The 22,926-nt window shown below is 67.6% G+C and carries 21 protein-coding genes; 10 read left to right on the top strand and 11 right to left on the bottom strand.

Annotated features, from left to right (window positions below):
- Positions 1 to 11: 11 nt before the first annotated feature.
- Complete coding sequence (locus tag IAE24_RS10360; protein ID WP_325100524.1) at positions 12 to 1,622, bottom strand: phosphoethanolamine transferase; 1,611 nt, start codon at positions 1,620 to 1,622, stop codon at positions 12 to 14.
- Between the two features lie 163 nt (positions 1,623 to 1,785).
- Here IAE24_RS10360 and IAE24_RS10355 point away from each other — a divergent pair, with 163 nt between their 5' ends.
- Both IAE24_RS10355 and IAE24_RS10350 read left to right on the top strand, forming a co-directional pair.
- Positions 1,786 to 2,460 carry a response regulator gene (locus tag IAE24_RS10355; protein WP_013804362.1) on the top strand — a complete coding sequence of 225 codons (675 nt, stop codon included), beginning with the start codon at positions 1,786 to 1,788 and terminating at the stop codon, positions 2,458 to 2,460.
- Entirely contained in the window at positions 2,453 to 3,880 is a 1,428-nt protein-coding gene (locus IAE24_RS10350; protein WP_099752567.1) for an ATP-binding protein, read from the top strand. The genes IAE24_RS10355 and IAE24_RS10350 overlap by 8 nt, the downstream gene beginning before the upstream one ends.
- Here the strand turns inward: IAE24_RS10350 and IAE24_RS10345 are convergent.
- Positions 3,832 to 5,115 (bottom strand): aminopeptidase, encoded by a 1,284-nt coding sequence (locus IAE24_RS10345; RefSeq protein WP_199962443.1) that lies wholly within the window; start codon positions 5,113 to 5,115, stop codon positions 3,832 to 3,834. The genes IAE24_RS10350 and IAE24_RS10345 overlap by 49 nt on opposite strands.
- A 22-nt stretch (positions 5,116 to 5,137) precedes the next feature.
- On the opposite strand from IAE24_RS10345, the gene IAE24_RS10340 reads away from it, so the two are divergent.
- The 3 genes from IAE24_RS10340 to IAE24_RS10330 are packed head-to-tail and all read left to right on the top strand — an operon-like array spanning position 5,138 to position 7,462.
- Positions 5,138 to 5,746, top strand: a complete 609-nt coding sequence (locus tag IAE24_RS10340; RefSeq protein WP_043825798.1) for a hypothetical protein — start codon at positions 5,138 to 5,140, stop codon at positions 5,744 to 5,746.
- 24 nt (positions 5,747 to 5,770) lie between these two features.
- Positions 5,771 to 7,099, top strand: a complete 1,329-nt coding sequence (locus IAE24_RS10335) for a class I SAM-dependent methyltransferase (protein WP_071954256.1) — start codon at positions 5,771 to 5,773, stop codon at positions 7,097 to 7,099.
- Between the two features lie 33 nt (positions 7,100 to 7,132).
- Positions 7,133 to 7,462, top strand: a complete 330-nt coding sequence (locus tag IAE24_RS10330; protein ID WP_013804357.1) for a DUF1840 domain-containing protein — start codon at positions 7,133 to 7,135, stop codon at positions 7,460 to 7,462.
- Between the two features lie 22 nt (positions 7,463 to 7,484).
- On the opposite strand, the gene IAE24_RS10325 is transcribed toward IAE24_RS10330, so the two are convergent.
- A complete protein-coding gene (locus IAE24_RS10325; RefSeq protein WP_199962442.1) occupies positions 7,485 to 8,468 on the bottom strand; it encodes an aldo/keto reductase in 984 nt (327 codons plus the stop codon).
- Between the two features lie 135 nt (positions 8,469 to 8,603).
- Between IAE24_RS10325 and IAE24_RS10320 the strand changes: the two genes are divergently transcribed.
- Together IAE24_RS10320 and IAE24_RS10315 are read left to right on the top strand one after the other, a co-directional pair.
- The gene (locus IAE24_RS10320) at positions 8,604 to 9,506 is read left to right on the top strand and encodes a LysR family transcriptional regulator (protein ID WP_063327373.1); all 903 of its coding nucleotides are present in this window, start codon (positions 8,604 to 8,606) and stop codon (positions 9,504 to 9,506) included.
- Positions 9,507 to 9,570: 64 nt separating this feature from the next.
- A complete protein-coding gene (locus IAE24_RS10315; RefSeq protein ID WP_016446600.1) occupies positions 9,571 to 10,086 on the top strand; it encodes a hypothetical protein in 516 nt (171 codons plus the stop codon).
- A 108-nt stretch (positions 10,087 to 10,194) separates the two neighbouring features.
- Here the strand turns inward: IAE24_RS10315 and IAE24_RS10310 are convergent, their stop codons facing one another.
- The 8 genes from IAE24_RS10310 to IAE24_RS10275 all read right to left on the bottom strand — a co-directional run bounded on the left by IAE24_RS10310 (position 10,195) and on the right by IAE24_RS10275 (position 19,893).
- Complete coding sequence (locus tag IAE24_RS10310; protein ID WP_012203083.1) at positions 10,195 to 11,184, bottom strand: tripartite tricarboxylate transporter substrate-binding protein; 990 nt, start codon at positions 11,182 to 11,184, stop codon at positions 10,195 to 10,197.
- A gap of 241 nt (positions 11,185 to 11,425) precedes the next feature.
- On the bottom strand, positions 11,426 to 12,673 hold the full coding sequence (locus IAE24_RS10305; protein ID WP_012203084.1) for a phenylacetate--CoA ligase family protein: 1,248 nt from the start codon (positions 12,671 to 12,673) through the stop codon (positions 11,426 to 11,428).
- A 53-nt stretch (positions 12,674 to 12,726) separates the two neighbouring features.
- Positions 12,727 to 13,560 (bottom strand): ABC transporter ATP-binding protein, encoded by an 834-nt coding sequence (locus IAE24_RS10300; protein ID WP_016446597.1) that lies wholly within the window; start codon positions 13,558 to 13,560, stop codon positions 12,727 to 12,729.
- 173 nt (positions 13,561 to 13,733) lie between these two features.
- A complete protein-coding gene (locus tag IAE24_RS10295) occupies positions 13,734 to 15,050 on the bottom strand; it encodes an ABC transporter substrate-binding protein (protein ID WP_013804351.1) in 1,317 nt (438 codons plus the stop codon).
- Positions 15,051 to 15,129: 79 nt separating this feature from the next.
- The gene (locus tag IAE24_RS10290; protein WP_012203087.1) at positions 15,130 to 16,194 is read right to left on the bottom strand and encodes a branched-chain amino acid ABC transporter permease; all 1,065 of its coding nucleotides are present in this window, start codon (positions 16,192 to 16,194) and stop codon (positions 15,130 to 15,132) included.
- Between the two features lie 21 nt (positions 16,195 to 16,215).
- Positions 16,216 to 17,145, bottom strand: coding sequence for a branched-chain amino acid ABC transporter permease (locus IAE24_RS10285; RefSeq protein ID WP_012203088.1), 930 nt, complete (start codon positions 17,143 to 17,145; stop codon positions 16,216 to 16,218).
- A 10-nt stretch (positions 17,146 to 17,155) separates the two neighbouring features.
- On the bottom strand, positions 17,156 to 17,941 hold the full coding sequence (locus IAE24_RS10280; protein ID WP_012203089.1) for an ABC transporter ATP-binding protein: 786 nt from the start codon (positions 17,939 to 17,941) through the stop codon (positions 17,156 to 17,158).
- Between the two features lie 14 nt (positions 17,942 to 17,955).
- The gene (locus IAE24_RS10275; RefSeq protein ID WP_199962441.1) at positions 17,956 to 19,893 is read right to left on the bottom strand and encodes an AMP-dependent synthetase/ligase; all 1,938 of its coding nucleotides are present in this window, start codon (positions 19,891 to 19,893) and stop codon (positions 17,956 to 17,958) included.
- A 319-nt stretch (positions 19,894 to 20,212) separates the two neighbouring features.
- Between IAE24_RS10275 and IAE24_RS10270 the strand changes: the two genes are divergently transcribed.
- The 3 genes from IAE24_RS10270 (at position 20,213) to IAE24_RS10260 (ending at position 22,751) form a co-directional block, all read left to right on the top strand.
- Positions 20,213 to 20,941 carry a Crp/Fnr family transcriptional regulator gene (locus IAE24_RS10270; protein WP_012203091.1) on the top strand — a complete coding sequence of 243 codons (729 nt, stop codon included), beginning with the start codon at positions 20,213 to 20,215 and terminating at the stop codon, positions 20,939 to 20,941.
- Between the two features lie 161 nt (positions 20,942 to 21,102).
- Positions 21,103 to 21,840 carry a type IV toxin-antitoxin system AbiEi family antitoxin gene (locus IAE24_RS10265; RefSeq protein WP_065347312.1) on the top strand — a complete coding sequence of 246 codons (738 nt, stop codon included), beginning with the start codon at positions 21,103 to 21,105 and terminating at the stop codon, positions 21,838 to 21,840.
- Positions 21,837 to 22,751: a nucleotidyl transferase AbiEii/AbiGii toxin family protein gene (locus tag IAE24_RS10260; RefSeq protein ID WP_097203877.1), complete on the top strand. Its 915-nt coding sequence runs from the start codon at positions 21,837 to 21,839 to the stop codon at positions 22,749 to 22,751. Before IAE24_RS10265 ends, IAE24_RS10260 begins: the two co-directional genes overlap by 4 nt.
- Positions 22,752 to 22,926: the final 175 nt, after the last annotated feature.

The following is a 22,926-nucleotide window of genomic DNA, read 5'->3' as shown; positions in this document are numbered from 1 at the left end:
CCCGCGCCCGCTCAACTGCGGCAGCCGGCCAGCGCGTCCAGGGGCTTCTGGTAGGTGGGGCTGGTCACGTCCAGCAGGCCCAGGGTGGTGTGGTAGAGGTTGTCGTGCGACAGCGGCGCGTCCAGCTGGCCGCGCACGCAGCGCTCGGACACGCCGGTGCGCTCGCCCAGGTTGCCCAGCCAGGCAATCATGGGAATGTGCTTTTGCTCGTCGGGCGCCATGGCGTAGGGCATGCCGTGCAGGTAGATGCCCATCTCGCCCAGCGACTCGCCATGGTCCGACATGTAGACCATGCCGGTCTGGTAGCGGGACTGCTGGCTTGCCAGCCAGTCGATGGTCTGCGACAGGAAGTGGTCGTTGTAGCGGATGGAGTTGTCGTAGACGTTGACCACCTGCTCGCGCGTGCAGCTGGACAGCGCGTTGGTCAGGCATTCGGGCTGGAAGACCTTGGTCTCGGGCGTGGAGCGCTTGTAGTAGGCCGGGCCGTGGCTGCCCATCTCGTGCATGACCAGCACCACGCCGCGCTCGCGGCGCTCGCGCGGCAGGGCGGCGATGCGTTCGTCGATGCCGCTGAGCAGGATGCCGTCCAGGCATTCGCCGTCGCTGGAGCACAGGGCCTTGCCGTCGGGCGTGTTCAGGCGGTCGGCCGTGCTGGCGTTGGGAATGCGTTCGCACACGCCCTTGCAGCCAGCCTGGTTGTCCACCCACAGCACGGCCAGGCCGGCGTTGTACAGCACGTCCACCAGGTTGTCGTAGTCCACCTTGCTCTTGTAGAAGCCCGTGCGGCCCAGGTGCGAGAACATGCAGGGCACGGATTCGCGCGTGCTGGTGCCGCAGGAGGTCACGTTGCTCCAGTTGAGCACCTTGCGCCTGGCCAGCTCGGGCGTGGTGTCGCGCGCATAGCCGTTCAGGCCCCAGTTGGCGGCGCGTGCCGTCTCGCCCACTACGATGACGAACAGTGGCGGCTTGCGCTCGGCCGCGTAGGTGGCGCCCAGCGTGGCGCCGGCCGCAATGCTGGCAAACGGGCGCTTGGGCCGCAGGATGGGCTTGAGCACCGCGTCCAGCGAGGCCAGCACGGGGCTCACGGGGTTGAGCATGTGGCGCATCCACAGGTTGTTGCGGATCACGGGGGCCAGCTCGCGGTACGAGACAAAGACCGATGCCGCCAGCAGCACCACCGAGGCGGCCAGCAGCCCCAGCGTGCGCAGCACCGTCTGCGTGCTGCGGCGCGGGCGGATGATGCGCAGCCGCAGCAGCCAGGCCGTGGGCAGGCCGGCCACCAGCAGCAGCTGCAGCAGCAACTGGGGGTTGAACAGGTCGCTGCTCTCGCGCAGGTCGGTCTGCAGGATGTTGTTGATCATGCCGCCGTCCATCACCGTGCCGTAGGCGGTCATGAAGTACTGGGCCGAGCCGGCAATCCAGGGCAGGGCGATCCACAGCGGCTTCATGCCGCGCGGCCAGGCCGTCAGCGACAGCAGCAGCAGGATGCCGCCCAGGCCCAGCGGCAGCAGGCGCAGCACCAGGGTGGCCAGGCTGCCGTCATAGCCTTCGAGGTGGGGCAGGCGCAGCCACAGCGCCCAGTTCGCGGTGGCCAGCAGCCACAGCGCCAGCACCAGGGCCACTGCCTGGGGCGAGCAGGCGTTCTGACATGGCCGCGAGCGTAGAATTCGCAGCTTAAGAACATCTGAACCCCGCGTTCAGACTCCGTTCAGCTTGAACCCCTCCCGTCCCCTCTGTTGCGCCCGTACCCGGTGCACACCCTGATGTGCGAAGGCCCAGCCTCCCATGCGAATCCTGCTGGTCGAAGACGATGAGGCACTGGCCCAGGCGGTGGGCAGCTATCTGCGCTCCAAGGCCTTTCTGATCGACAGCGTGCCTTCTCTGGCCCAGGCGCGCGCCTGCCTGGCCGGTGCCAGCTACGCGGCCGTGCTGCTGGACCTGCACCTGTCCGACGGCGACGGCCTGGCGCTCATGCCCACGCTGCGCCGGCTGGAGCAGCCTCCCGTCACCATCGTGCTGACGGCACGCGACCAGGTCAGCGACCGCATCCGCGGGCTGGACGCGGGGGCCGACGACTATCTGGTCAAGCCTTACGACCCCGAGGAACTGCTGGCCCGCCTGCGCGCCGTGAGCCGGCGCGGCGGCGGCATGCAGGCCGGGCAGGACGCGGTGCTGCGCATGGGCACGCTGGAGATCGACCTGGCCCGCGAAATGGTGCGCGATGCCGGCCGCACCCTGCTGCTCACGCCCAAGGAATGGGCGCTGCTGCGCGTGCTCACGGCCCAGCCGCAGCGTGTGCACGCGCGCGAGCATCTGCTCGATGCGCTCTACGGCTTCGATGCCGAGGCCGACAGCAACACGCTGGAAGTCTTCATCAGCCGGCTGCGCCGCAAGCTCGGGCGCGACCGCATCCTGACCGTGCGCGGTACCGGCTACCGCCTGGCCCTCGAGCATGGATGAGCCGCAGCGCTACAGCCTGGCGCTGCCGCCCCGTCTGGCCGACCAGCTGGCCCGCGAGCTGACACTGGCCCTGGCCGCCGTCTGGCTGGCCTGCGTGCTGGCGCTGGCCTGGTATGTCAGCCACATCGTGCACCACAACTTCGACCAGGAAATGATCGACAGCGGCCATCGCCTGCTGGAGGTGGCCGTGCACCAGCTGGAACAGGAGGACCACTCGCGCGAGGGCGTGCAGCGCCCGCATGTGGCCTCGCAGCCGGGCGACGAGGCCGAGGATCTGGTCTACCAGCTGCAGGACGGCCGCGGCAACGTGCTGCTGCGCACCCAGGCCGCCCCCGTGGCAGCCTTTGCCGTGCCCATGCGCGAGGGCTTCTACGAGCGCGAGGGCTGGCGCATCTATGTGGTGGCCCATCCCCGGCAGCCGCTGTTCCTGATGCTGGCCGATCCCATGGTCGAGCGCAGCGAGGCGCTGCAGCGGGCGCTGCTGGCGCTGGGCTCGGTGATGCTGGTCATGCTCGCCCTCATGGGCTGGGCGCTGCGCGTGACCGCGCGGCGGCGCCTGCGCGTGCTGCGCGACATGCAGCTGCAGCTGAGTGAGCGCGGCGGCTCCAACCTGGAGCCGCTGGACCTGGACGCCATGCCGCGCGAGCTGTGGCGGCTGGGCCGGGGCATCAACCACCTGATGCAGCGCCTGTCGCATGCGCTGCAGGTGGAGCGCTCCATGGCTGCCAATGCGGCCCACGAATTGCGCACGCCGCTGGCCGTGGCCACGCTGCGCCTGCAGACGGCCCTGGACAGGGGCGTGGACAACACCGATGTGCGCGCGGCCTATGAGGCGCTGGAGCGGCTGCGCCAGCGCACGGAAAAGCTGCTGCAGCTGTCGCGCGCGGCCTCGGGCTCGGCGCTGGCGCAGGACGAGGTGAGGCTGGACGCGCTGGCCAGCATGGTGGCCTCCGAGTTCTGGCAGCAGGACGAATCCACCCAGCTGCGGCTGGACGTGGTGCTGCCCGAGCAGCCCTGCGGGCCGGTGGCGGGCGATGTGGACACGCTGGCCATCGCCTTGCGCAACCTGGTGGAGAACGCGCTGCGCTACAGCGATGGCTCGGAGGTGTTGCTCGAAGTCTGCGACAGCCACACCGTCCAGGTGCGCGACGAGGGGCCGGGCATGGATGCGGCGGCGCTGAGCACCGCGCGCGAGCGCCATGTGCGCCATGTGGACGACCTGCGCCTGCCCCAGGGCACCGTGCGGGAGCTGGCGTCGCCGGGCTACGGCCTGGGCCTGTCCATCGTGTCCATGATCGTGGCCCAGCATGGCGGCAGCCTGGAGCTGCAGTCGCCACCGCCTGGCAGCTCCAGCGGCCTGCTGGCACGCATTCAGTTGCCGGGGCGCGATCCGTCCGCGGATTCCGACGCCCCGGCCTGATCCGGGGCGCAGGCAGGCGGCAGGAGCGCATCGGCGGGCATGAGACCGCACAGCCTTGTGTTGCGCTGCAAGGCAGGCAGGGCGGCCAGTTTCTCTACCTCGGCATAGAAACGCTGCCAGCCCTGGGCGGCCTCGCCGCCGGCCTGGGCCGGCGCCTGGGTCTGCGCCTGGGTCTGCGCCTTTTTCCACAGCGCGGTGAAGGCCGGCACCCAGTCGTCGTAGGCGGCCAGCGCGCCAAAGCTGGCGTTGTTGGCATCGGCCACCCACTGGTCCAGCCGCGCCTGGTTGCGGTCGTAGAGCTGGCGCTGTGCATCGGTGGTCAGCAGGGCCGCATCGGCGCTGCGCCATTGCGCGCGCAGCGCGGCGTAGTCGCTGCGGAACTGCTGGTAGATCTGCGCCTTGGCCTGCGCCATGGCGGGGCCGCGCTGCTGCGGGTCCTGGTAGAGCTGCTGCAGCGTCTGGCGCGTGTGGCCGGTCAGCGCCCGCCACTGCGCGCGCCGCAGCTGGCCTGCATCCCAGCGTGCGCGGGCGGCGGGGCCGGCCTCGGTGGCCAGCCAGAGCGGCGTGCCCAGGCGCTCCACGGTGGTGGCAAAGGATTCGTTGAAGGCCGTGTCGCCGGCCACATAGACCACCTGGTGGGCCAGTTCGTGGAACAGCAGGCCGGCGAACTCGCCCTCGCCCCAGCCGATGAAGGTGTTGAGCAGCGGATCGCCGCCCAGCCAGTTCAGGTAGCCCAGCGTGGAATAGGCGGGCACGCCGTAGCTGCCGGACTCCAGGCCCTGGTCGGCCAGTTGCCGTGCCTGGGCCATGGCGTCGGCCTCGGCAAAGTAGCCCCGGTAGCCCACGCAGCCGGCCACCGGAAAGCACCAGCGGTGCAGCTCCAGGCTGTCGGGCGGCGCGGCCACCACGTTCCATACGGCAAACGGCCGCTGCAGATCGGCATAGCGGCGGTAGCTGGCGTTGTCGGGCAGGCCCAGGCGCTCCACGGCAAAGGCGCGCATGCGCCGGGCCGACAGCAGGCGCTCGCGCAGTGCAGGCGCAAGGCTCTCGTCCTGCAGCCAGTCGTCAATCGGGCGGCTGGCCTGCAGCAGGTGCATTTGCCCGCGCAGGCTTTGCCAGTAATAGCCCAGTCCGTCGCCACCGGTCCCCCGGCTGGCACAGCCGCCCAGCAGCAGGCCTATGCCCACCAAAATCGCGGGCAGGCCGCGCCTGACTACACTCAAGCCTTCTCGCACCCTTGGCCCCCTTGCTGCTTTCATGGACTTCTTCACGCTGGCGATCATTGTCTTCATCGCAATCTACCTGCTCAAGACGCAGCAACAGCGCCGGCATACCCTGCTGCTGGCCCAGTATCTGGGACGATTCCAGATCGAGAAGCTGATGGGCGGCCTGATCGAAGGCTATCTGCGCGTCCTGGGTGAGAGCGACGAGCAGCGCCGTGCCCAGATCTGGACCGTGCTGGACAACACCGAGGCCAACCTGGCCGAGCAGTTCCAGCGCTTTGCCAAGGAGATGGCCACGGCCGATCCGCAGCTCACGCGCGTGAGCACGCTGCCCGTGGCGCTGCCCTATCTGGACCGGCTCTTTCCCTCGTCGTCCTTCGATCTGCGCGACGCCATGCAGTTGCATGCGCGCGGCATTGCCTCCGTGCGCGTGGCCGACAGCCGCAACGAGGACGAACGCCGTGCGCGCGCCTTCACGATGACGGCCGAGCTGTTGCTCATGCAGTACACCTGTCATTGGTTTTGCAAATCGCGCGCCGTGGCATCCCTGCGCCTGGTCGCACGGCACAAGACGCCCTTCGAGCAAGTGCTTGCTTCGGTGACGGATCAGACACGGCGCGACTACAGGCAGCTGATCGCCTGATCACTCCCGCTGTGGCGGGGCGCCATGCCCCGCCATGCACAGCCCAGGCTGCGATTGACGCAGTGCGCCTTGCTGTCAAAAATGAACGCCATGACACAAGTGCTGAGCTCCATCGAGGCGCGGCTGGCGTCTCTCCCTGTCCCCGTGGCCGTGATCCTGCCGTCCGGCCAGCGCGCTGGTCCTGCGGATGCGCAGGTGGTGCTGCATTTCCAGACCATGTCGGCCATGGCCAGCCTGGCGGCCGGGCAGATAGGGACACTGGGCGGTGCCATCGTGGAAGGGCTGGTGCGCATCGACGGCCGCATGCGCGACGTGATGGCGGTGGCCGCCAGCCTGCTGCAGTCCGATCCGGTGCGCGGCACATCGCACTGGTGGGGGCATGCCATGGCCCGCATGCGCTCCATGGCCGCGCACACGCTGGCGCGCGACGCCCAGCAGATCCAGTTCCACTACGACATCTCCGACGACTTCTACGGCCTGTGGCTGGACCCGCGCCGCGTCTATTCCTGCGCCTACTTCCGCGATCCGCAGATGACGCTGGCCCAGGCCCAGGAGGCCAAGCTGGACCACATCTGCCGCAAGCTGGACCTGCGGCCCGGCGAGCGCTTCCTGGACATCGGCGCGGGCTGGGGCGCGCTGCTGGTGTGGGCGGCCGAGCACTACGGCGTCACGGCCACGGGCATCACGCTCTCGCACAACCAGCACCGCTACGTGCAGCAGCTGATTGCCGAGCGCGGCCTGCAGGGCAAGGTGGACATGCAACTGCTGGACTACCGCGCGCTGGCGCCCGGCCAGCCTTTCGACAAGATAGGCTCGGTGGGCATGTTCGAGCATGTGGGCCAGGCCCAGCTGCCCGAGTACTTCCAGACCGTGCACCGCCTGCTGCGCCCGGGCGGCATGGCGCTGATCCACGGCATCACGGCGGGCGGCGTGGACAACACCGAGCTGGGCGCGGGCATGGGCGAGTTCATCGACCGCTACATCTTCCCCGGCGGCGAGCTGATGCATGTGAGCCGCGTGCTGCACGACATGGGCCACAGCGGGCTGGAAATGGTGGACACGGAGAACCTGCGGCCCCACTACGCACGCACGCTGTGGAACTGGTCCGACGCACTGGAAGCCCGGCTGCCGCAGGCGCAGCGTATCCTTGAGCAGCATGCCGATGCCGAAGGTGCCGCCAAGGTGCTGCGCGCCTACCGGCTCTATCTGGCGGGTTGCGCCATGGGATTCGAGCGCGGCTGGATCGCCCTGCACCAGATGCTGTGCACGCATCCCGATGGACGGCTTCAGTCGGGACCCATGGTGGGGGCTCAATCGGACTATGCTTTCAACCGCGAGTACATGTACCGCTGAGTGCATGACACGCCACACAGAAAAAGGATAGCCATGCTCTACAAGTTCAAGTCCCGTGCCACGGCCGACGTCATCATGCTCGAATCCAACGGCCGCCAGGTCCTGGAGATCGTCGGCAAGACGCCCGGCGCCAGCGGCATCATCACGGTGCAGCAGATTCCCGCCGCCATAGAGGCGCTGGAGGCCGCCGTCGCCGACGACGACGCCCGCCGCAAGGCCAGCCATGAAGACGAGTCCCAGGACGGCGAGCAGGACAGCGCCGCAGCGGGCGCGCGCGACGCCGTCAGCCTGCGCCAGCGCGCCGCGCCCATGATCGACATGCTGCGACGCAGCGCCGCCGAGAACAGCGACGTCACCTGGTAAGCCGGCGGCCCCACCGGCCCCTTCAGGCGTTGATGCCCTTCATGCCTTCCTCCGTATAGCGCTGCCCGGCCACGGGCAGCTCGTCGCTGGCGCGCCGCAGCTCGTCCAGCTCGGCGGGCGTCAGTGCCACGGACAGCGCGCCCAGGTTGTCCTGCAGATGGGCGATGCGGCGGGTGCCCGGAATGGGCACCACGTCCGGCCCCTGGGCCAGCAGCCAGGCCAGGGCGATCTGCGCGGGCGTGCTGCCCTTGCGCTGCGCCAGGGCCGATACGGCGCCCACCAGGGCCTGGTTGGTGTCGATGTTGCCAGGCTGAAAGCGCGGCAGGCTGGCGCGGAAATCGCCCTGCTCGAAGGCCGTGCCGCCATGAAAGCGCCCCGTGAGAAAGCCGCGCCCCAGCGGCGAATAGGCCACCAGCCCCACGCCCAGCTCGCGGCAGGCGGGCAGCACCTCTTCCTCCACCTCGCGCGTCCACAGCGAATACTCGGTCTGCACCGCCGCCACCGGGTGCACGGCATGGGCGCGGCGCAGCGTGGCCGCGCTGACTTCGCACAGGCCGATGCGGGCGATCTTGCCCTCCTGCACCAGCTGCGCCAGGCCTTGCATGGTCTCTTCGATGGGGCGCGTGGCATCGACGCGGTGCACGTAGTACAGGTCGATGCGCTCCACGCCCAGGCGCCGCAGCGAATCCTCGCAGCTTTGCCGTGCGTACTGCGCGCTGTTGTCGATGCTGCGCCGGTACTCGCCGGCCTTGCGCACGATGCCGAACTTGGTGGCGATCTTCACGCGCGGGCGGCGCGAGGCCAGGAAGCGGCCTATCAGCTCCTCGTTGTGGTGCGGCCCGTACACATCGGCCGTGTCCAGGAAATCGATGCCGGACTCCACGGCGTGGTCCAGCGCCTGCAGCGCCAGGGCGTCGTCGCGCGGACCATAGAACTCGCTCATGCCCATGCAGCCCAGGCCCAGGGCGGATACCTGCAGATCGTGGCCGAGTTTGCGTTGTTGCATTGCATATCCTCTTGCTGAAACAAGGGGCCAGTATGGTTTTCCGAAGCGGCCTTGCCTACTGACAAAATCGCGCTTTGATCTTCCATTTTCGGAAAGCATTCCCGAAAACATTCCCGAAAACAAAGGAGCATTCCATTGCAGTGGGACGACGCCCGCATCTTCCTGGCCATTGCCCGCGCCGGCAGCCTGAGCGGTGCCTCGGCCGCGCTGGGGCTGGGCGTGGCCACGGTCTCGCGCCGGCTGGATCGGCTGGAGTCTGCGCTGGCCATGCCGCTGTTCAGCCGCCACCAGAGCGGCTATCGGCTCACGGCCGACGGCCAGGCGCTGCTGGCCCCTGCCGAGGCGCTGGAGCAGGCGGCCCAGGCCCTGGGCGATGCCGCGCAAAGCCAGGCACAGGTCGCGGGCGTGGTGCGGCTGGCCACGGCCGAGAACCTGGCCAACCCGCTGATCGCGCCCTCGCTGGTCCCTCTGTTCGCCCGCCACCCGGGGCTGCGCGTGCAGCTGGTCAGCGGAGTGCAGACGCTGAACCTGCACCGGCGCGACGCCGACCTGGCCGTGCGCATGACCCAGCCCGAGGCCGGCCACCTCACGATACGGCGCCTGGGCACGCTGGGCTTCGGCCTGTATGGATCGGCCGGCTACGTGCAAGGCCGCGCAGGCGGAAACGGAAGCGCGGGCACCCACGGCTCGGACCCGTTCGAGGGCGATGCCTTCATCGGCTGGGACGACAGCCATGCCCACCTGCCCGCCGCACGCTGGATGGCGCGCGCCCTGCACGGGCGGCCCTGCCGGCTGGAGACCAACACCCTGTCCGCGCAGCTGGCCGCGGCCCAGGCCGGCCTGGGCCTGGCCGTGCTGCCGCATTTCCTGGCGCGGCAGGCGGGGCTGGTCTGCGTGGAGCCGCAGCTGGGCGCCGACCAGCCGATCTGGCTTGCCATGCATGCCGACCTGGCCCATTCGCGGCGCGTGCGTGCCGTGGCCGACCACCTCATTGAACTGTTCGAGCGGCGGCATGCCGAACTCGAAGGCCCGGCCTGAGCCGCAGCAGAGGCCGCGCGCCGTGTTAAACACGCACGCAGATTGCGAGAAAGAAAGGACTTCCATGCACCGCCTCCGTCATTCCTCCCGATTCCTGCCCTGGCTGGGCGCGCTGGCCGCCACGCTGGCACTGGCCGCCTGTGCCGACAGGCCCAAGGCGCCCACCGGCCCGCAGGCGCCCCCGGGAGCGGCGGCTGCCGTGTATTCGCTGCTGTTTCTGGACAACGCCTCCAACCTCGGCCCCAAGGCGGCGGCCTACTGCATAGGCAACGGCCGGGGCTGGGCGCTGCTGGACCCCGATGCCGGCACGCTGGCCCTGCTCAGCGGCCAGAGCCAGGTGCGGCCGGCTTCGGCCTGCGATGTGGGCAAGGGCGGCGAGCAGGTGCTGGACCGGGCCAGCGGCCGGCCGGCGCTGATGTTCGGCGTCGAGCTTGTGCACTGCACGGCCTCGGGATCGCAATGCCTGATGCGCGGCAGCTACTACGAAGGTCCGGGCAACACGCAGAGCAACCTCTACAACGCAAGCCAGCGCGGCGGCAGCTGGCAGGCCGTGATGGCGCTGCGCGGGCCGGCGCCCTGAGCCTGCACCGCTGCTGTCGCGCGGCTCCCGCCAACGAAAAAGCCCGGCCGAAGCCGGGCTTGATCGTGGTTGCAACCGGGCGATCCGTCGCGGTGGTGGTCCTCGGGATCAGTCGGCGTAGGTGCCGGCTGCCTTGATGACCTTGCCCCACTTCTCGATCTCGGCCTGGACGAACTTCTTGTGGCCTTCGGGCTCGATGCGGCCGTCGCTGGCGATCACGGCGCCCAGGGCTTCCTGGCGCTTGATGAACTCGGGGTCCTTCAGGGCGGCCTTCATGGCCTCGTTGACCTTCTTGACGATGTCGGCCGGCGTGCCCTTGGGTGCGTACAGGCCGTGCCAGATGGTGACCTGGAAGTCGGGCACGCCCACTTCGGCCAGCGTCGGCAGGTCCTTGAGCGCGGGCATGGTCAGGCGCTTGGGCGTGGTCACGGCATAGGCCTGCACCTTCTTGGCCGTGATCTGGCCCGTGGTGTTGGTGGTCTGGTCGCACAGCAGGTCCACCTGGTTGCCGATCAGGTCGGCAATCGCGGGGGCGGCGCCCTTGTAGGGCACGGGCGTCATTTCCGTCTTCATGGACGCCTGCAGCATCAGGCCGCACAGGTGGGAGGCGGAACCGATGCCGGCATTGGCCAGGTTGACCTTGCCCTGGTTCTTGCCGATCCAGTCCTTGACCTCGGCGAAGTTCTTGGCCGGCAGGCTGGGGCGGCCGATCAGGGTCATGGGCACGTCGTTGATGATGCCGGCGTACTCGAAGTCGTTGAGCACGTTGAACGACAGCTTGCGGTACAGCGACGGGATCGTGGACATGCCGATGTGGTTGATCAGCAGCGTGTAGCCGTCAGGACGGGCACGTGCGGCCTTGGCCGTGCCGATGGTGCTGCCGGCGCCATCGGCGTTGTCCACCACGATGGTGGCATTGTTCAACTGCTTGCGCATGGACTCGGCCAGATCGCGGGCCACCTTGTCGGTCGGGCCGCCTGCGGTGAACGGCACGATGAGGGTGATCGTCTTGCCTGCGGCAGGATAGTCCTGCGCGTGGGCGCCAAGGGCTGCACCGGCTGCCAGCGCAATGGCTGCGATCTTGAACAATGCTTTCATAGTGTCTCCAAGTAAATAGCGTGCAAATGATAGGGGGCGATGCGCATTTGCCTTCGAGGGCAAACACGCAAGAGAAACCGAATGCACGAGGAGACGGATTTTAAGAATTGTTTCTATTGCGCCGCAGCAGATTCCCTTGCCATTGATCTAGTGCAAACCCTGGGAGTCTTGACAGGCGTCATGTTTTCAGGGTCTGCGAATGCTGCTCGGCGGCGAGGCCGCCGTACCCGCGCCTCGGTGGCTACTTGTACGACCTCGCGTCTTCAATGACCTTCCCGTCATTGGGCAGGGTGCCCGGCAGCACCATCTGCACATCGCCGCGCAGCTTGGTGACTTCGCGCACGGCATCGGACAGTTGCTGGGCCAGGCCCGGTGAGGTTTCGCGGGTTTCGACCAGCAGCTGCATCTGGTCGTTGGCCATCTCGCCCGTGACCACCAGCCGCGCGCGCCCCACCTGGGGGAAGCGGCGCACGACGTCGGCAATCTGGCCCGGGTGCACGAACATGCCGCGCACCTTGGTGGTCTGGTCGGCGCGTCCCATCCAGCCCTTGATGCGTGCGTTGGTGCGGCCCGTGGGGCACTGGCCGGGCAGCACGGCAGAGAGGTCGCCCGTGCCGAAACGGATCAGCGGGTAGTCGGGATTGAACGTGGTGATCACCAGCTCGCCCACCTCGCCGGGGGCCACCGGGTCGCCCGTGCCGGGGCGCACGATCTCGACGATGACCTGCTCGTCCAGCACCAGGCCTTCGCGGGCCTCGGTCTCGTAGGCGATCAGGCCCAGGTCGGCCGTGGCGTAGCACTGGTAGCCCGCGATGCCGCGCTCGGCCAGCCAGTCGCGCAGCGAGGGCGGAAAGGCCTCGCCCGAGACCATGGCCTTGGTCACGGAGGGAATGGGCAGGCCCATCTCCAGGGACTTTTCCACAATGATCTTGAGGAAGCTGGGCGTGCCCACGTAGCCGGCGGGCCGCAGGTCGGCCATGGCCTGCACCTGCTGCTCGGTCTGGCCCGTGCCGCCTGCGAACACCGTGCAGCCCAGCGCATGGGCGCCGCTTTCCATCATCGAGCCCGCGGGCACGAAGTGGTAGCTGAAGCAGTTGTGCACCAGCTCGCCGGGCCGAAAGCCCGAGGCATGCAGCGCGCGCGCCATGCGCCAGTAGTCTGGGCGGCGGCTTTCGGGCTCGTAGATGGGGCCGGGGCTGCAGAACAGGCGCGGCATGGGCTGGCCCAGGCCAATGGCGTTGAAGCCGCCGAAGATCTGCGCGGGCCGCTGCTCGGCCTGGCGCTGCAGCAGCTCGTACTTGCGCGTCACCGGCAGGCGGGCCAGGGCCTCGCGGCTGGTGATCTGCGCGGCATCGACGCCGGCCAGGATCTGGGCGAAGGCGGCAGAGTGTTGCTGCGCATGGGCGATCTGCCGGGGCAGGGCGGACAGCAGCGCCGCTTCGCGTTCGTCAGGGGTGCGCGTCTCCAGCGCGTCGTAGAAGGCACTCATGGCTAGTCCTGTGGAAGAAGGGTCTGGGGCAGGGGCTGGGAAATGTCCGCCGGTCAGGCCAGCCAGCGTTTTCTGCGCTTGTAGCTCTTGACGTCCTTGAAGCTTTTCCGCTCGCCGCCGCCCACGCCCAGGTAGAACTCCTTGACGTCCTCATTGCTGGCCAGGTCCGAGGCCGCGCCGTCCATGACGATGCGGCCGCTTTCCATGATGTAGCCGTAGTCCGAATATTTGAGGGCCATGTTGGTGTTCTGTTCGGCCAGCAGGAAGGTAACCTTCTCCTTGCTGTTGAGGTCGCGGACGATGTTGAACACCTCCTCGACGATCTGCGGGGCCAGGCCCATCGAGGGTTCGTCCAGGAGCACCATGCGCGGATTGGCCATCAGCGCGCGGCCGATGGCGCACATCTGCTGCTCGCCGCCCGAGGTGTAGGCGGCCTGCGAGGTACGGCGCGTCTTCAGGCGCGGAAAGTAGTTGTAGACCTTCTCGAGGTTGGCTGCTATCTCGCCCTTGTCAGTGCGCGTGTAGCTGCCGGTCATGAGGTTTTCCTCGATGGTCAGGTGGGCGAAGCAGTGCCGCCCCTCCATGACCTGGACCACGCCGCGCTGCACCAGCTCGGAGGGCGTGAGGCTTTCGATGCGCTCGCCCTCCAGCTCGATCGTGCCCTTGGTCACCTCGCCGCGCTCGCCCTTGAGCAGGTTGGAGATGGCGCGCAGCGTCGTGGTCTTGCCCGCGCCGTTGCCGCCCAGGATGGCCACGATGCTCTCGCGCGGCACCTGGAGCGAAACGCCCTTGAGCACCAGGATCACATGGTTGTAGATGACTTCGATGCCATTGACCACGAGCAGCGGATCGCTGGCGGCCGGGGCGGAGGTGGGTGCGGTGGTCATGGCGTCGTCCATGGGCGTTGATACGAAAGCGGAGTGCGGGGCCGCAACTCTCGAAGCATCTCTGCGCGGGGAATGCCCCAACTCAGGGACACCGAGGAAGGGCCGCCCCGCACCGAGGGTGTCGTCCCCCTCCCCCGCGAAGCGGGTAGAGAGGGGGAAGGCGCGCAAGCGCCTCAGGGGGTGCAAGTTCTAGCTTTTACGTTCTTTTCCTTGGCGTACTTGTCCGCGTACTCCTTGACCAGCGGTTCGACCATGGACTTGTCGGCCTGGTACCAGTCGGAGACCACCTTCCACTTGGCGCCATCCCACTGGGCGATGCGCGACCAGTCGGTGCCCAGATGGTTGTCGCAGCTGGTCTTGACGGGGCGGATGATCTTGCCGAAGCCCAGCTCGTTGAGGCGCTCCTGCGTGAGGTTCAGGTTCTCCAGACCCCAGCGCACCTGCTCGGAGGTCATGACCTTGCCCTTGCCGTATTTTTCCTGCGCCGTGCGGATGGCCTCCACCTGCAGCATGGAGATCACCATGCCGCGCGTGTGGGCCATGGCGCCCAGTTCCTTGGCGTCGGTGGCCGTGCCCTGGCCCTTGTCGTAGACCATGGCCTTGACCTCGTCGTGCACCTTGTCGTGCTCGGCCGTGTTGTGGATGGTCACGGTGTTGTAGCCCTTGGCGCCGGCGCCGATGTCCTTCACGTCATGGTCCGAGCCGGCCCACCAGATGGCGTACATCTTCTCGCGCGGGTAGCCGGTGGCCTGCGCCTCGCGCACGGCCGTGGGCGTCATCACGCCGGCCGACCACAGCAGCACGTAGTCGGGGCGCTGCTGGCGGATCTGCAGCCAGGTGGACTTCTGCTCCACGCCGGGCGCCGTCACGGGCAGCAGCGTCAGGTCGAAGCCTTCCTTGGCGGCGCGCTTTTGCAGCAGCGGAATGGGCTCCTTGCCGTAGGGCGAGTCGTGGTAGACCAGGGCGATCTTCTTGCCCTTGAGGCTGCCCTTTTCCTTCTTGAGGATGTCCTGGATGATGGAATCGGCCGCCGTCCAGTAGTTGCCCAGCAGCGGGAAGTTCCACTCGAAGACCTTGCCGTCGGCCGACTGCGACAGGCCATAGCCCGTGGTGATGATGGGCATCTTGTCGCCCGGCGCCTTGTCCGTCACGGCGAACGTGATGCCGGTGGACTGCGGATCGAAGCCCGCCGCGCCGCCGCCCTTGCCCTTCAGGCGCTCATAGCACTCCACGCCCTTGGCCGTGTCGTAGGCCGTCTCGCATTCCTCGTAGGCGATCTTCACGCCATTGATGCCGCCCTTGGCGTTGACCAGCTTGATGTAGTCCTGCTTGCCATCGGCCCATGGAATTCCCAGCGGCGCGAACTGGCCCGTGCGGTAGACCAGCAGCGGTACGAACTGGTCCTGGGCCTGTGCGGCAGGGGCGGCCACGAGAGCGCCGATTCCAGCAGCGACCGTGGCAGCGGCGATGGCGACTTTCTTGAACATCATGACGTTGTCTCCTAGTTGGCTGGGGAAGATTCCCCGGTTATCCGGCACTCTGTGGCGCCCTGTCTCGATACAGATCAACTCAATGCGGGAAGGGCCAGACGCGAAGCTTCTGGCGGGCCGTGGCCCACAACTTGGCGAGTCCATGCGGCTCCACGATCAGGAAGAACACGATCAGCGCACCGAAGATCATGTGCTCCAGGTAGGTCGCCGTGGCCGTGGACAGCGGCAGGCCCATCCAGTGCGGCACCTGGGTGAGCAGCAGCGGCAGCAGCACGAAGAAGGCCGCGCCGAAGATGCTTCCCACCACCGAGCCCAGGCCGCCGATGATGATCATGAACAGCAGCTGCAGCGAGCGGTCCAGGCTGAAGGCCGCGGGCTCCCAGGCGCCCAGGTGAACGAAGCCCCACAGCGCGCCGGCCACGCCGACGATGAAGCTGCTCACGGCAAAGGCGCTGAGCTTGGCGTAGGTCGGGCGGATGCCGATCACGCTGGCGGCCACGTCCATGTCGCGCATGGCCATCCACTCGCGGCCGATGGCGCCGCGCACCAGGTTCTTGGCGGCCAGGCCCAGCACGCACAGGATGCCCAGGCACAGCAGGTACTTCTCCATGGGCGTGTCGATCTTCCAGCCCATGATGGACAGCGGGCCTGCGCTCACCGAGCCCGAGGAAGAGTTGTTCGTCACCCAGGCCGCGCGGCTGGCCAGCCAGTCCACGAAGAACTGGGCGGCCAGCGTGGCCACGGCCAGGTACAGGCCGCGGATGCGCAGGCTGGGCAGGCCGAAGATCACGCCGAAGACCATGGCCAGCACGCCGCCGCCGATCAGGGCCACCAGCAGCGGCATGCCCTCGAAGCGGACCTGCAGGTTGTAGGCCGCGTAGGCGCCCACGGCCATGAAGGCGCCGGTGCCCAGAGAGATCTGGCCGCAGTAGCCGACCAGGATGTTCAGCCCCAGCGCCGCCAGCGACATGATCAGGAAGGGGATCAGCACGGCCTGGAAGGTGTAGTCGCTGACGCTGAAGGGAATCACCAGGAAGGCGACGGCCAGCAGCGCCACGATGGCCCAGCGGTCCTGGGCGACGCCGAAGATCTGCTGGTCGGATGCGTAGGTCGTCTTGAATTGACCGTTCTCACGATAAAACATGGTGCAAGTTCTCCGTAACGGTCAAACGCGATCAATGATTTTGTCGCCGAACAGCCCTTGGGGCCGCACGAGCAGGAAGCACAGGGCCAGACCGTAGGCGAACCAGGTCTCGATGCCGCCGCCGACCATGGGGCCCAGGTAGACCTCGGAGAGCTTCTCGCCCACGCCGATGATCAGGCCGCCGATGATGGCGCCGGGCAGCGAGGTCAGGCCGCCCAGGATCACCACGGGCAGGGCCTTCAGGGCCACCAGCGACAGCGAGTACTGCACACCCAGCTTGGAGCCCCAGATGATGCCCACCACCAGGGCCACGCCGCCGGCCACCGACCAGACGATGACCCAGATGCGCGACAGCGGGATGCCGATGGACTGGGCCGCCTGGTGGTCGTCGGCCACGGCGCGCAGCGCGCGGCCGGTCTTGGTCTTCTGGAAGAACACGCTGAGCGCGGCCACCAGCAGCGCGGCGATGCAGGCCGCGTACAGGTCTTCCTGGCTCAGCAGCACGCCGCCCTGGAACAGGCCCTCGAGGATGAACATGGGGTCCTTGGGCATGCCCACGTTGATGCTGTAGACGGCGCTGCCGAAGATCATCGGGCCCAGGCCGTCCAGCAGGTAGGCGATGCCCAGCGTGGCCATCAAGAGCGTGATGGGCTCCTGGTTGACCAGGTGGCGCAGCGCCAGCCGCTCGATCACCCAGGCCACGACCACCATGATGGCCAGCGACACGCAGATGGCCAGCAGGTTGGTGAACCAGCCCGGCTCCATGCCGATCCACTTCGGGATCCACTCGGAAAAGCGCGCCATGGCCAGGGCCGAGAACAGCACCATCGCGCCCTGGGCGAAGTTGAACACGCCCGAGGCCTTGAAGATCAGCACGAAGCCGATGGCGATCAGCGCGTACAGCGTGCCCACCATGAGGCCGCCGAACAAGGTTTCCAGAAAAAATCCCATGTCAGTCCCCTCAATGGCCTGTGCCAAGGTAAGCGCGGATCACGTCTTCGTTCTGGCGCACCTCGTCGGGTGCGCCGTCGCCGATCTTCTTGCCGTAGTCCAGCACCACGACGCGGTCGCTGATGTCCATGACCACGCCCATGTCGTGCTCGATCAGCACGATGGTGGAGCCGAACTCGTCGTTGACATCGAGGATGAAGCGGCACATGTCCTGCTTTTCCTCCACGTTCATGCCGGCCATGGGCTCGTCCAGCAGCAGCACCTGCGGCTGCATGGCCAGTGCGCGGCCCAGGTCCACGCGCTTTTGCAGGCCGTAGGGCAGCTGGCCCACGGGGGTCTTGCGGTAGGCCTGGATCTCCAGGAAGTCGATGATGTGCTCGACGAACTCGCGGTGGCGGATCTCCTCGCGCTGGGCCGGGCCCAGGCGCAGGGCCTGCATCAGGATGCCGCTTTTGATCTGCAGGTTGCGGCCGGTCATGATGTTGTCGATCACGCTCATGCCCTTGAACAGCGCCAGGTTCTGGAAGGTGCGCGCCACGCCCATCTCGGCCACCTGGCGGCTGTTCATGTGGCTGAAGGTCTTGCCCCGGAAGGTGATCGATCCCTCGGACGGCGTGTACACGCCGTTGATGCAGTTGAGCATGGAGCTCTTGCCGGCGCCGTTGGGGCCGATGATGGAGCGGATCTCGTGCTCGCGCACATCGAACGAGATGTCCGTCAGCGCCTTCACCCCGCCGAAGCGCAGGCTGATGTTCTTGATGTCGAGGATGACATCGCCGATCTTCTTGTGGGTCATGTCAGCGGCTCCGGTCAGGCCCTGGCGGTGGCAGCCACCGAATGGGTTTTGGCATCGATGATGGACAGCGTGGCGCTGACGCTGCCGGTGCGGCCGTCCTCGAACTTGACCTGGGTCTCGATGAACTGCTCGCGCTTGCCCGTGTACAGCGCATCGACCAGCACGCCGTACTTGTCGGCAATGAAGCCGCGGCGCACCTTGCGCGTGCGGGTCAGCTCGTCGTCGTCGGGGTCCAGCTCCTTGTGCAGCACCAGGAAGCGCGCCACCTGCGTGTCGGCCATGCCGGCTTCGGCGGCCAGGTCGGCGTTCACCTGGGCCACGCAGTCGGCCACCATCTCCAGTACCTTGGCCTTCGATGCCAGGTCCACATAGCCGCCATAGGGCAGGCCCTGGCGCTCGGCCCAGTTGCCCACGGCCTCGTAGTCGATGTTGATGAAGGCGCAGACCTGGTCGCGGCCGTGGCCGAAGCACACCGCCTCCTTGATCTGGGGGAAGAACTTGAGCTTGTTCTCGATGTAGTTGGGCGCGAACATGGCGCCCCGGCTGGTCTTGCCCACGTCCTTGGCGCGGTCGATGATGCGCAGCTGGCCGCTGGCGTCGATCACGCCGGCATCGCCCGTGTGGAACCAGCCGTCGGCATCCACCACCTCGGCCGTGGCGTCGGGGCGCTTGTAGTACTCCTTGAGCACGGACACGCCCTTGAGCAGCACCTCGCCGTTGTCGGCGATCTTCAGCTCGATGCCCGGTGCGGCCTGGCCCACGCTGCTCAGCTCCACCTGCCCGTCGCGCTGTATGCACACATAGGCGCAGGTCTCGGTCTGGCCGTAGAGCTGCTTGAGGTTGATGCCGATGGAGCGGAAGAAGCGGAACAGCTCGGGCCCGATGGCCGCACCCGCCGTATAGGCCACGCGGATGCGCGACAGGCCCATGGCATTGCGCAGCGGCCCGTAGATGCACAGGTCGCCCAGCGCGTACTTCAGGCGGTCCAGCGTGCCCACCGTCTTGCCGTCCAGGATGTCCGAGCCCACGCGGCGCGCCACGGCCATGGCGCGGCCGTACATCCATTGCTTGAAGGGCGCTGCGTCCTCCATGCGGATGGACACCGAGGTCAGCATGCCCTCGAAGATGCGCGGTGGCGCGAAGTAGTAGCTGGGGCCGATCTCGCGCAGGTCGATGGACACGGTCGAGGCCGACTCCGGGCAGTTGATGGTGAAGCCCGCCACCAGCCACTGCGCGAAGGAGAACAGATGGTCGCCCACCCAGGCCGGAGGCAGGTAGGAGATCACGTTGTCGCCGGGGCCCAGGCGGTCCACCTGCACGCCGCCGCGTGCCGACTCGCCAAAGCTGCGGTGCGTCTGGCACACGCCCTTGGGCTTGCCGGTCGTGCCCGAGGTGTAGAGGATGACCGAGACATCGTCGGGCGACAGCGCGGCCAGCATCGCATCCCAGGCGCCCGGGTGTGCGGCATCCCACTCCTTGCCCTTTTGCAGCAGCGCCTCGGTGCTGATCAGCCCGGGCTGGTCGTAGTGGCGCAGGCCGCGCGGGTCGTCATAGATGATGTGGCCGAGGCCGGAGACGCTCTCGCGCACCTCCAGCAGCTTGTCGACCTGCTCCTGGTTCTCGGCAAAGGCGAAGTCGATCTCGGCATCCTCGATGACGAAGCGCATCTCGGCGGCCACGGCATCCTGGTACAGCGGGATCGGTACGCCGCCCAGCGCCTGCACGGCAATGAAGCCCATGTAGACATGGGGCCGGTTGTCGCTGATGAAGGCCAGATTCTGGCTGCGCGCCAGGCCCAGCGCCGCCAGGCCGCAGGCCATGTGGCGCACGGTCTCGGCGGCCTCGCTCCAGCTCCAGGTCTGCCAGATGCCGTATTCCTTCTCGCGCAGCGCCGGCGCCTGGGGGCGCTGGGCGGCATGCTGGAGCAGCAGGTGCGGGAACGTGGTCGTCATTCCATGTCCTTGGATGTTCGTGAATGGTGGTCGCATGGTGCAGATGCCCAGGCTGTGACCTACCGGCTTGGACTGCATCCTAGGACTGGCTTTGACGCCGTGGTGTCTGTTTGACGACAATCCGCGGGAAACTCATCATCGGGAAAACGCGCCGTAACAAAAGGTGCCAAAACGGTCTCATGTCCCGCTTGGGGGCTTGCGCATCCGGGAATGTGCGCGTGCCGCGGTCCTTCTGGAAATCCCGCTCACGCCAGCCACCGGGCTCGGGCAATGCTTGGGTGGTTTTGATGATTGATCCGCGCACCCTCGCCGCGACTCCATGAGCCAAGAACTGTCACTGCACCAGCGCCGCCGCGCGCCCCGGCCCGAGGAACTCGAAGGCATTCCCTGGCTGGCCGTACTCCAGCCCGCCGAGCGCGAACGGGCCCAGAAGGCGCTGGTCGTCGGCGACGCCCAGCCCGGCGACTATGTCTGCCGCACCGGCCGCGCGCCCACCTACTGGTTCGGCGTGGTCGAAGGCCTGCTCAAGATGAACACCGACGGCGCCGATGGCGCCAGCATGACCCTGGCCGGCCTGCCCCCGGGCGGCTGGTTCGGCGAAGGCACGGCCGTCAAGCGCGAGCCCTATCGCTACAACGTGCAGGCCATACGCCGCAGCGTGGTCGGCGGCCTGCCGATCGAGACCTTCCACTGGCTGCTGGACCACTCCATCGGTTTCAACCGCTTCGTCATGAGCCAGCTCAACGAGCGCCTGGGCCAGTTCATCTCGGCCCGCGAAATCGACCGCCTCACCAACCCCGACCTGCGCGTGGCCCGCAGCCTGGCCGCGCTCTTTCACCCGCTGCTGTACCCGGGCGTGGGCGAGGTGCTGCGCATCACCCAGCAGGAACTGGCCTACCTGGTGGGCCTGTCGCGCCAGCGCGTCAATGAGGCGCTGTCCGTGCTGCAGCGCGAAAACGCCATCGTCGTGGAGTACGGCGGCCTGCGCGTGCTTGACCTGGAAGCGCTGCGCAGCGGGCTGTTTGCGGCGGCGCGGCGGGCGGCCTGAGCATGCGCGGCGTCCGCTTTGGCGCCGTACCCATCGGCATGAAACAGCACCGATGCATGCCACCACGGAATTTTGAAAAGTACTGAAAATCGTAGCCAAACTACGATTTGCAGAAAAATACCAAACTTGTCCGTGTTTGGAATAAGTGCTTGAATCGCAGCATGACTACGACCGGGGCAAGCAAATTAAACGCGCTCTACACGCAGCTGCCTGCGGGCACGCCCATCACCTCGCAGGATCTGGCAGGGCTTGGCATCTCCGCAGACCTGGCTGTCCATTACGTGCGCGCGGGCTGGCTGAAGCGCTTGATGCGGGGGGTCTTCTGCCGGCCCAACGACAGCCTGGCCCTGCATCCGAGCCTGGGCGTGCTGCAGCGCCGCCTGGAGGGCCTGCATGTGGGGGGCAAGTCGGCGCTGGACTGGTACGGCATGCGCCAGTATGTGGCGCAGCAGCCGGTGCTGCAGCTGTATGGCTGGGCCGCCGGGCAGTTGCCGCCATGGTTCACGGAGCGGTTCCCTGCCGAATACCATCGCAAACGGCTGTTCGATGAACAACCCGGCGATTTGCTGCACGTGGGGCCGTTCGAGAAACGCAGCGGTGCAGCCCAGGTCTCGGCGCCGGAGCGTGCGCTGTTGGAGCTTCTGAGCGATGTGGGCGTGCGCCAGCCGCTGCAGGAAGCCAGGGAGCTGGTGGAGAGCGCGTACAGCCTGCGCGCCGATGTGCTGCGTGAACTTCTGCAGCGCTGCACCAGCGTCAAGACCGTGCGCCTGTGCCTTCAACTCGGGCGCGAGGGGGCGCTGCCCTGGGTCGCCAGGCTGGAGACGGCCTCGCTGCCGACGGGAAGCGACAGGCCCTGGGTGTCCCGGTCGGCCGAGGGCCTGTTGGTGCTCAAGCCATGAACCAGACCTATCTCGACACTGCGCGCCTGTTGACACAGGTCGCGCCGCTGGTGTTTGTGGATGACACGTTCGCGCTGAAGGGCGGAACCGCGATCAACCTGTTCGTGCGCGATATGCCGCGCCTGTCCGTTGATCTGGACCTGGTGTTTCCCGACCACAGGCCGTCACGTGATGAGGCGCTGCTGCGGATCAATCAGGCCATCCGGCAATCGGCAGAACGTCTGACGAAGCGGGGCTTTCAGACTCATGCGCCGGTGGCTGCAGCGGGCCAGACCAAGCTGCTGGTGCGCCGCGGTCCCGTGCAGGTCAAGATCGAAGTGAACTATGTCATGCGGGGCACGGTGCTGCCGGTGCGGCAGGCCTCGCTCACGCCAACTGCGCGCGATGTGCTGATGGCTGATCTGGAGATTCCCGTGGTCTCCGCAGAGGACGTGTACGGCGGCAAGCTCGTGGCCGCCCTGGACCGGCAGCACCCGCGTGATCTGTTCGATGTGATGCAGCTGTTCGCGCACGGCGGCATCACCTCAGGCATCCGGCGCGCCTTCGTGGTCTATCTGGCCTGCAGCAACCGGCCTTTGCACGAAGTGCTGTTTCCTCCCTTGCGTGATGTCCGGCACGATTTCGAGAACAACTTCCGGGGCATGACGGCCGAGCCTGTGCCGCTGCAATCTCTGCTCGCAGCACGCGAGCGGTTGCTGCGGGAGCTTCAGCAAGGGCTGGATGCCAGTGAGCGGCGCTTTTTGCTGTCGCTGGCCGCAGGAGCCCCCGATTGGCCGGCGCTGGACATCGCCCATCTCGAACACCTGCCCGGCGTGCGATGGAAGGTGCAGAACCTGGCGCAGTTGCGCACGTCCCATCCCCGCAAGTTCGCCGAGCAGGCGGACCTGCTGGCCGCACGGCTGGTCATCTGACGCCAGCACTGCACACCTTCAGATCACGCCTTCGCGCCGCAGCCGCTCCTGCTGCTGCGCATCCAGCCCCAGCGCCGCATAGATGCGTGCATTGTCCTGGCCGGTGGCCGGGCCGCTGCGGGGCGAAGGGGCCTGGCGGCCCGTGAAGCGGGGTACGGGCGCGGGGGCGGTGAGG

The sequence above is a fragment of the Delftia sp. S65 genome, from assembly GCF_016516495.1.
GTDB classification, from domain to species: Bacteria; Pseudomonadota; Gammaproteobacteria; order Burkholderiales; family Burkholderiaceae_C; genus Comamonas; species Comamonas acidovorans.
Note: the sequence above shows the minus strand (reverse complement) of the source record. Positions and strands in the feature narration are given on the sequence as shown.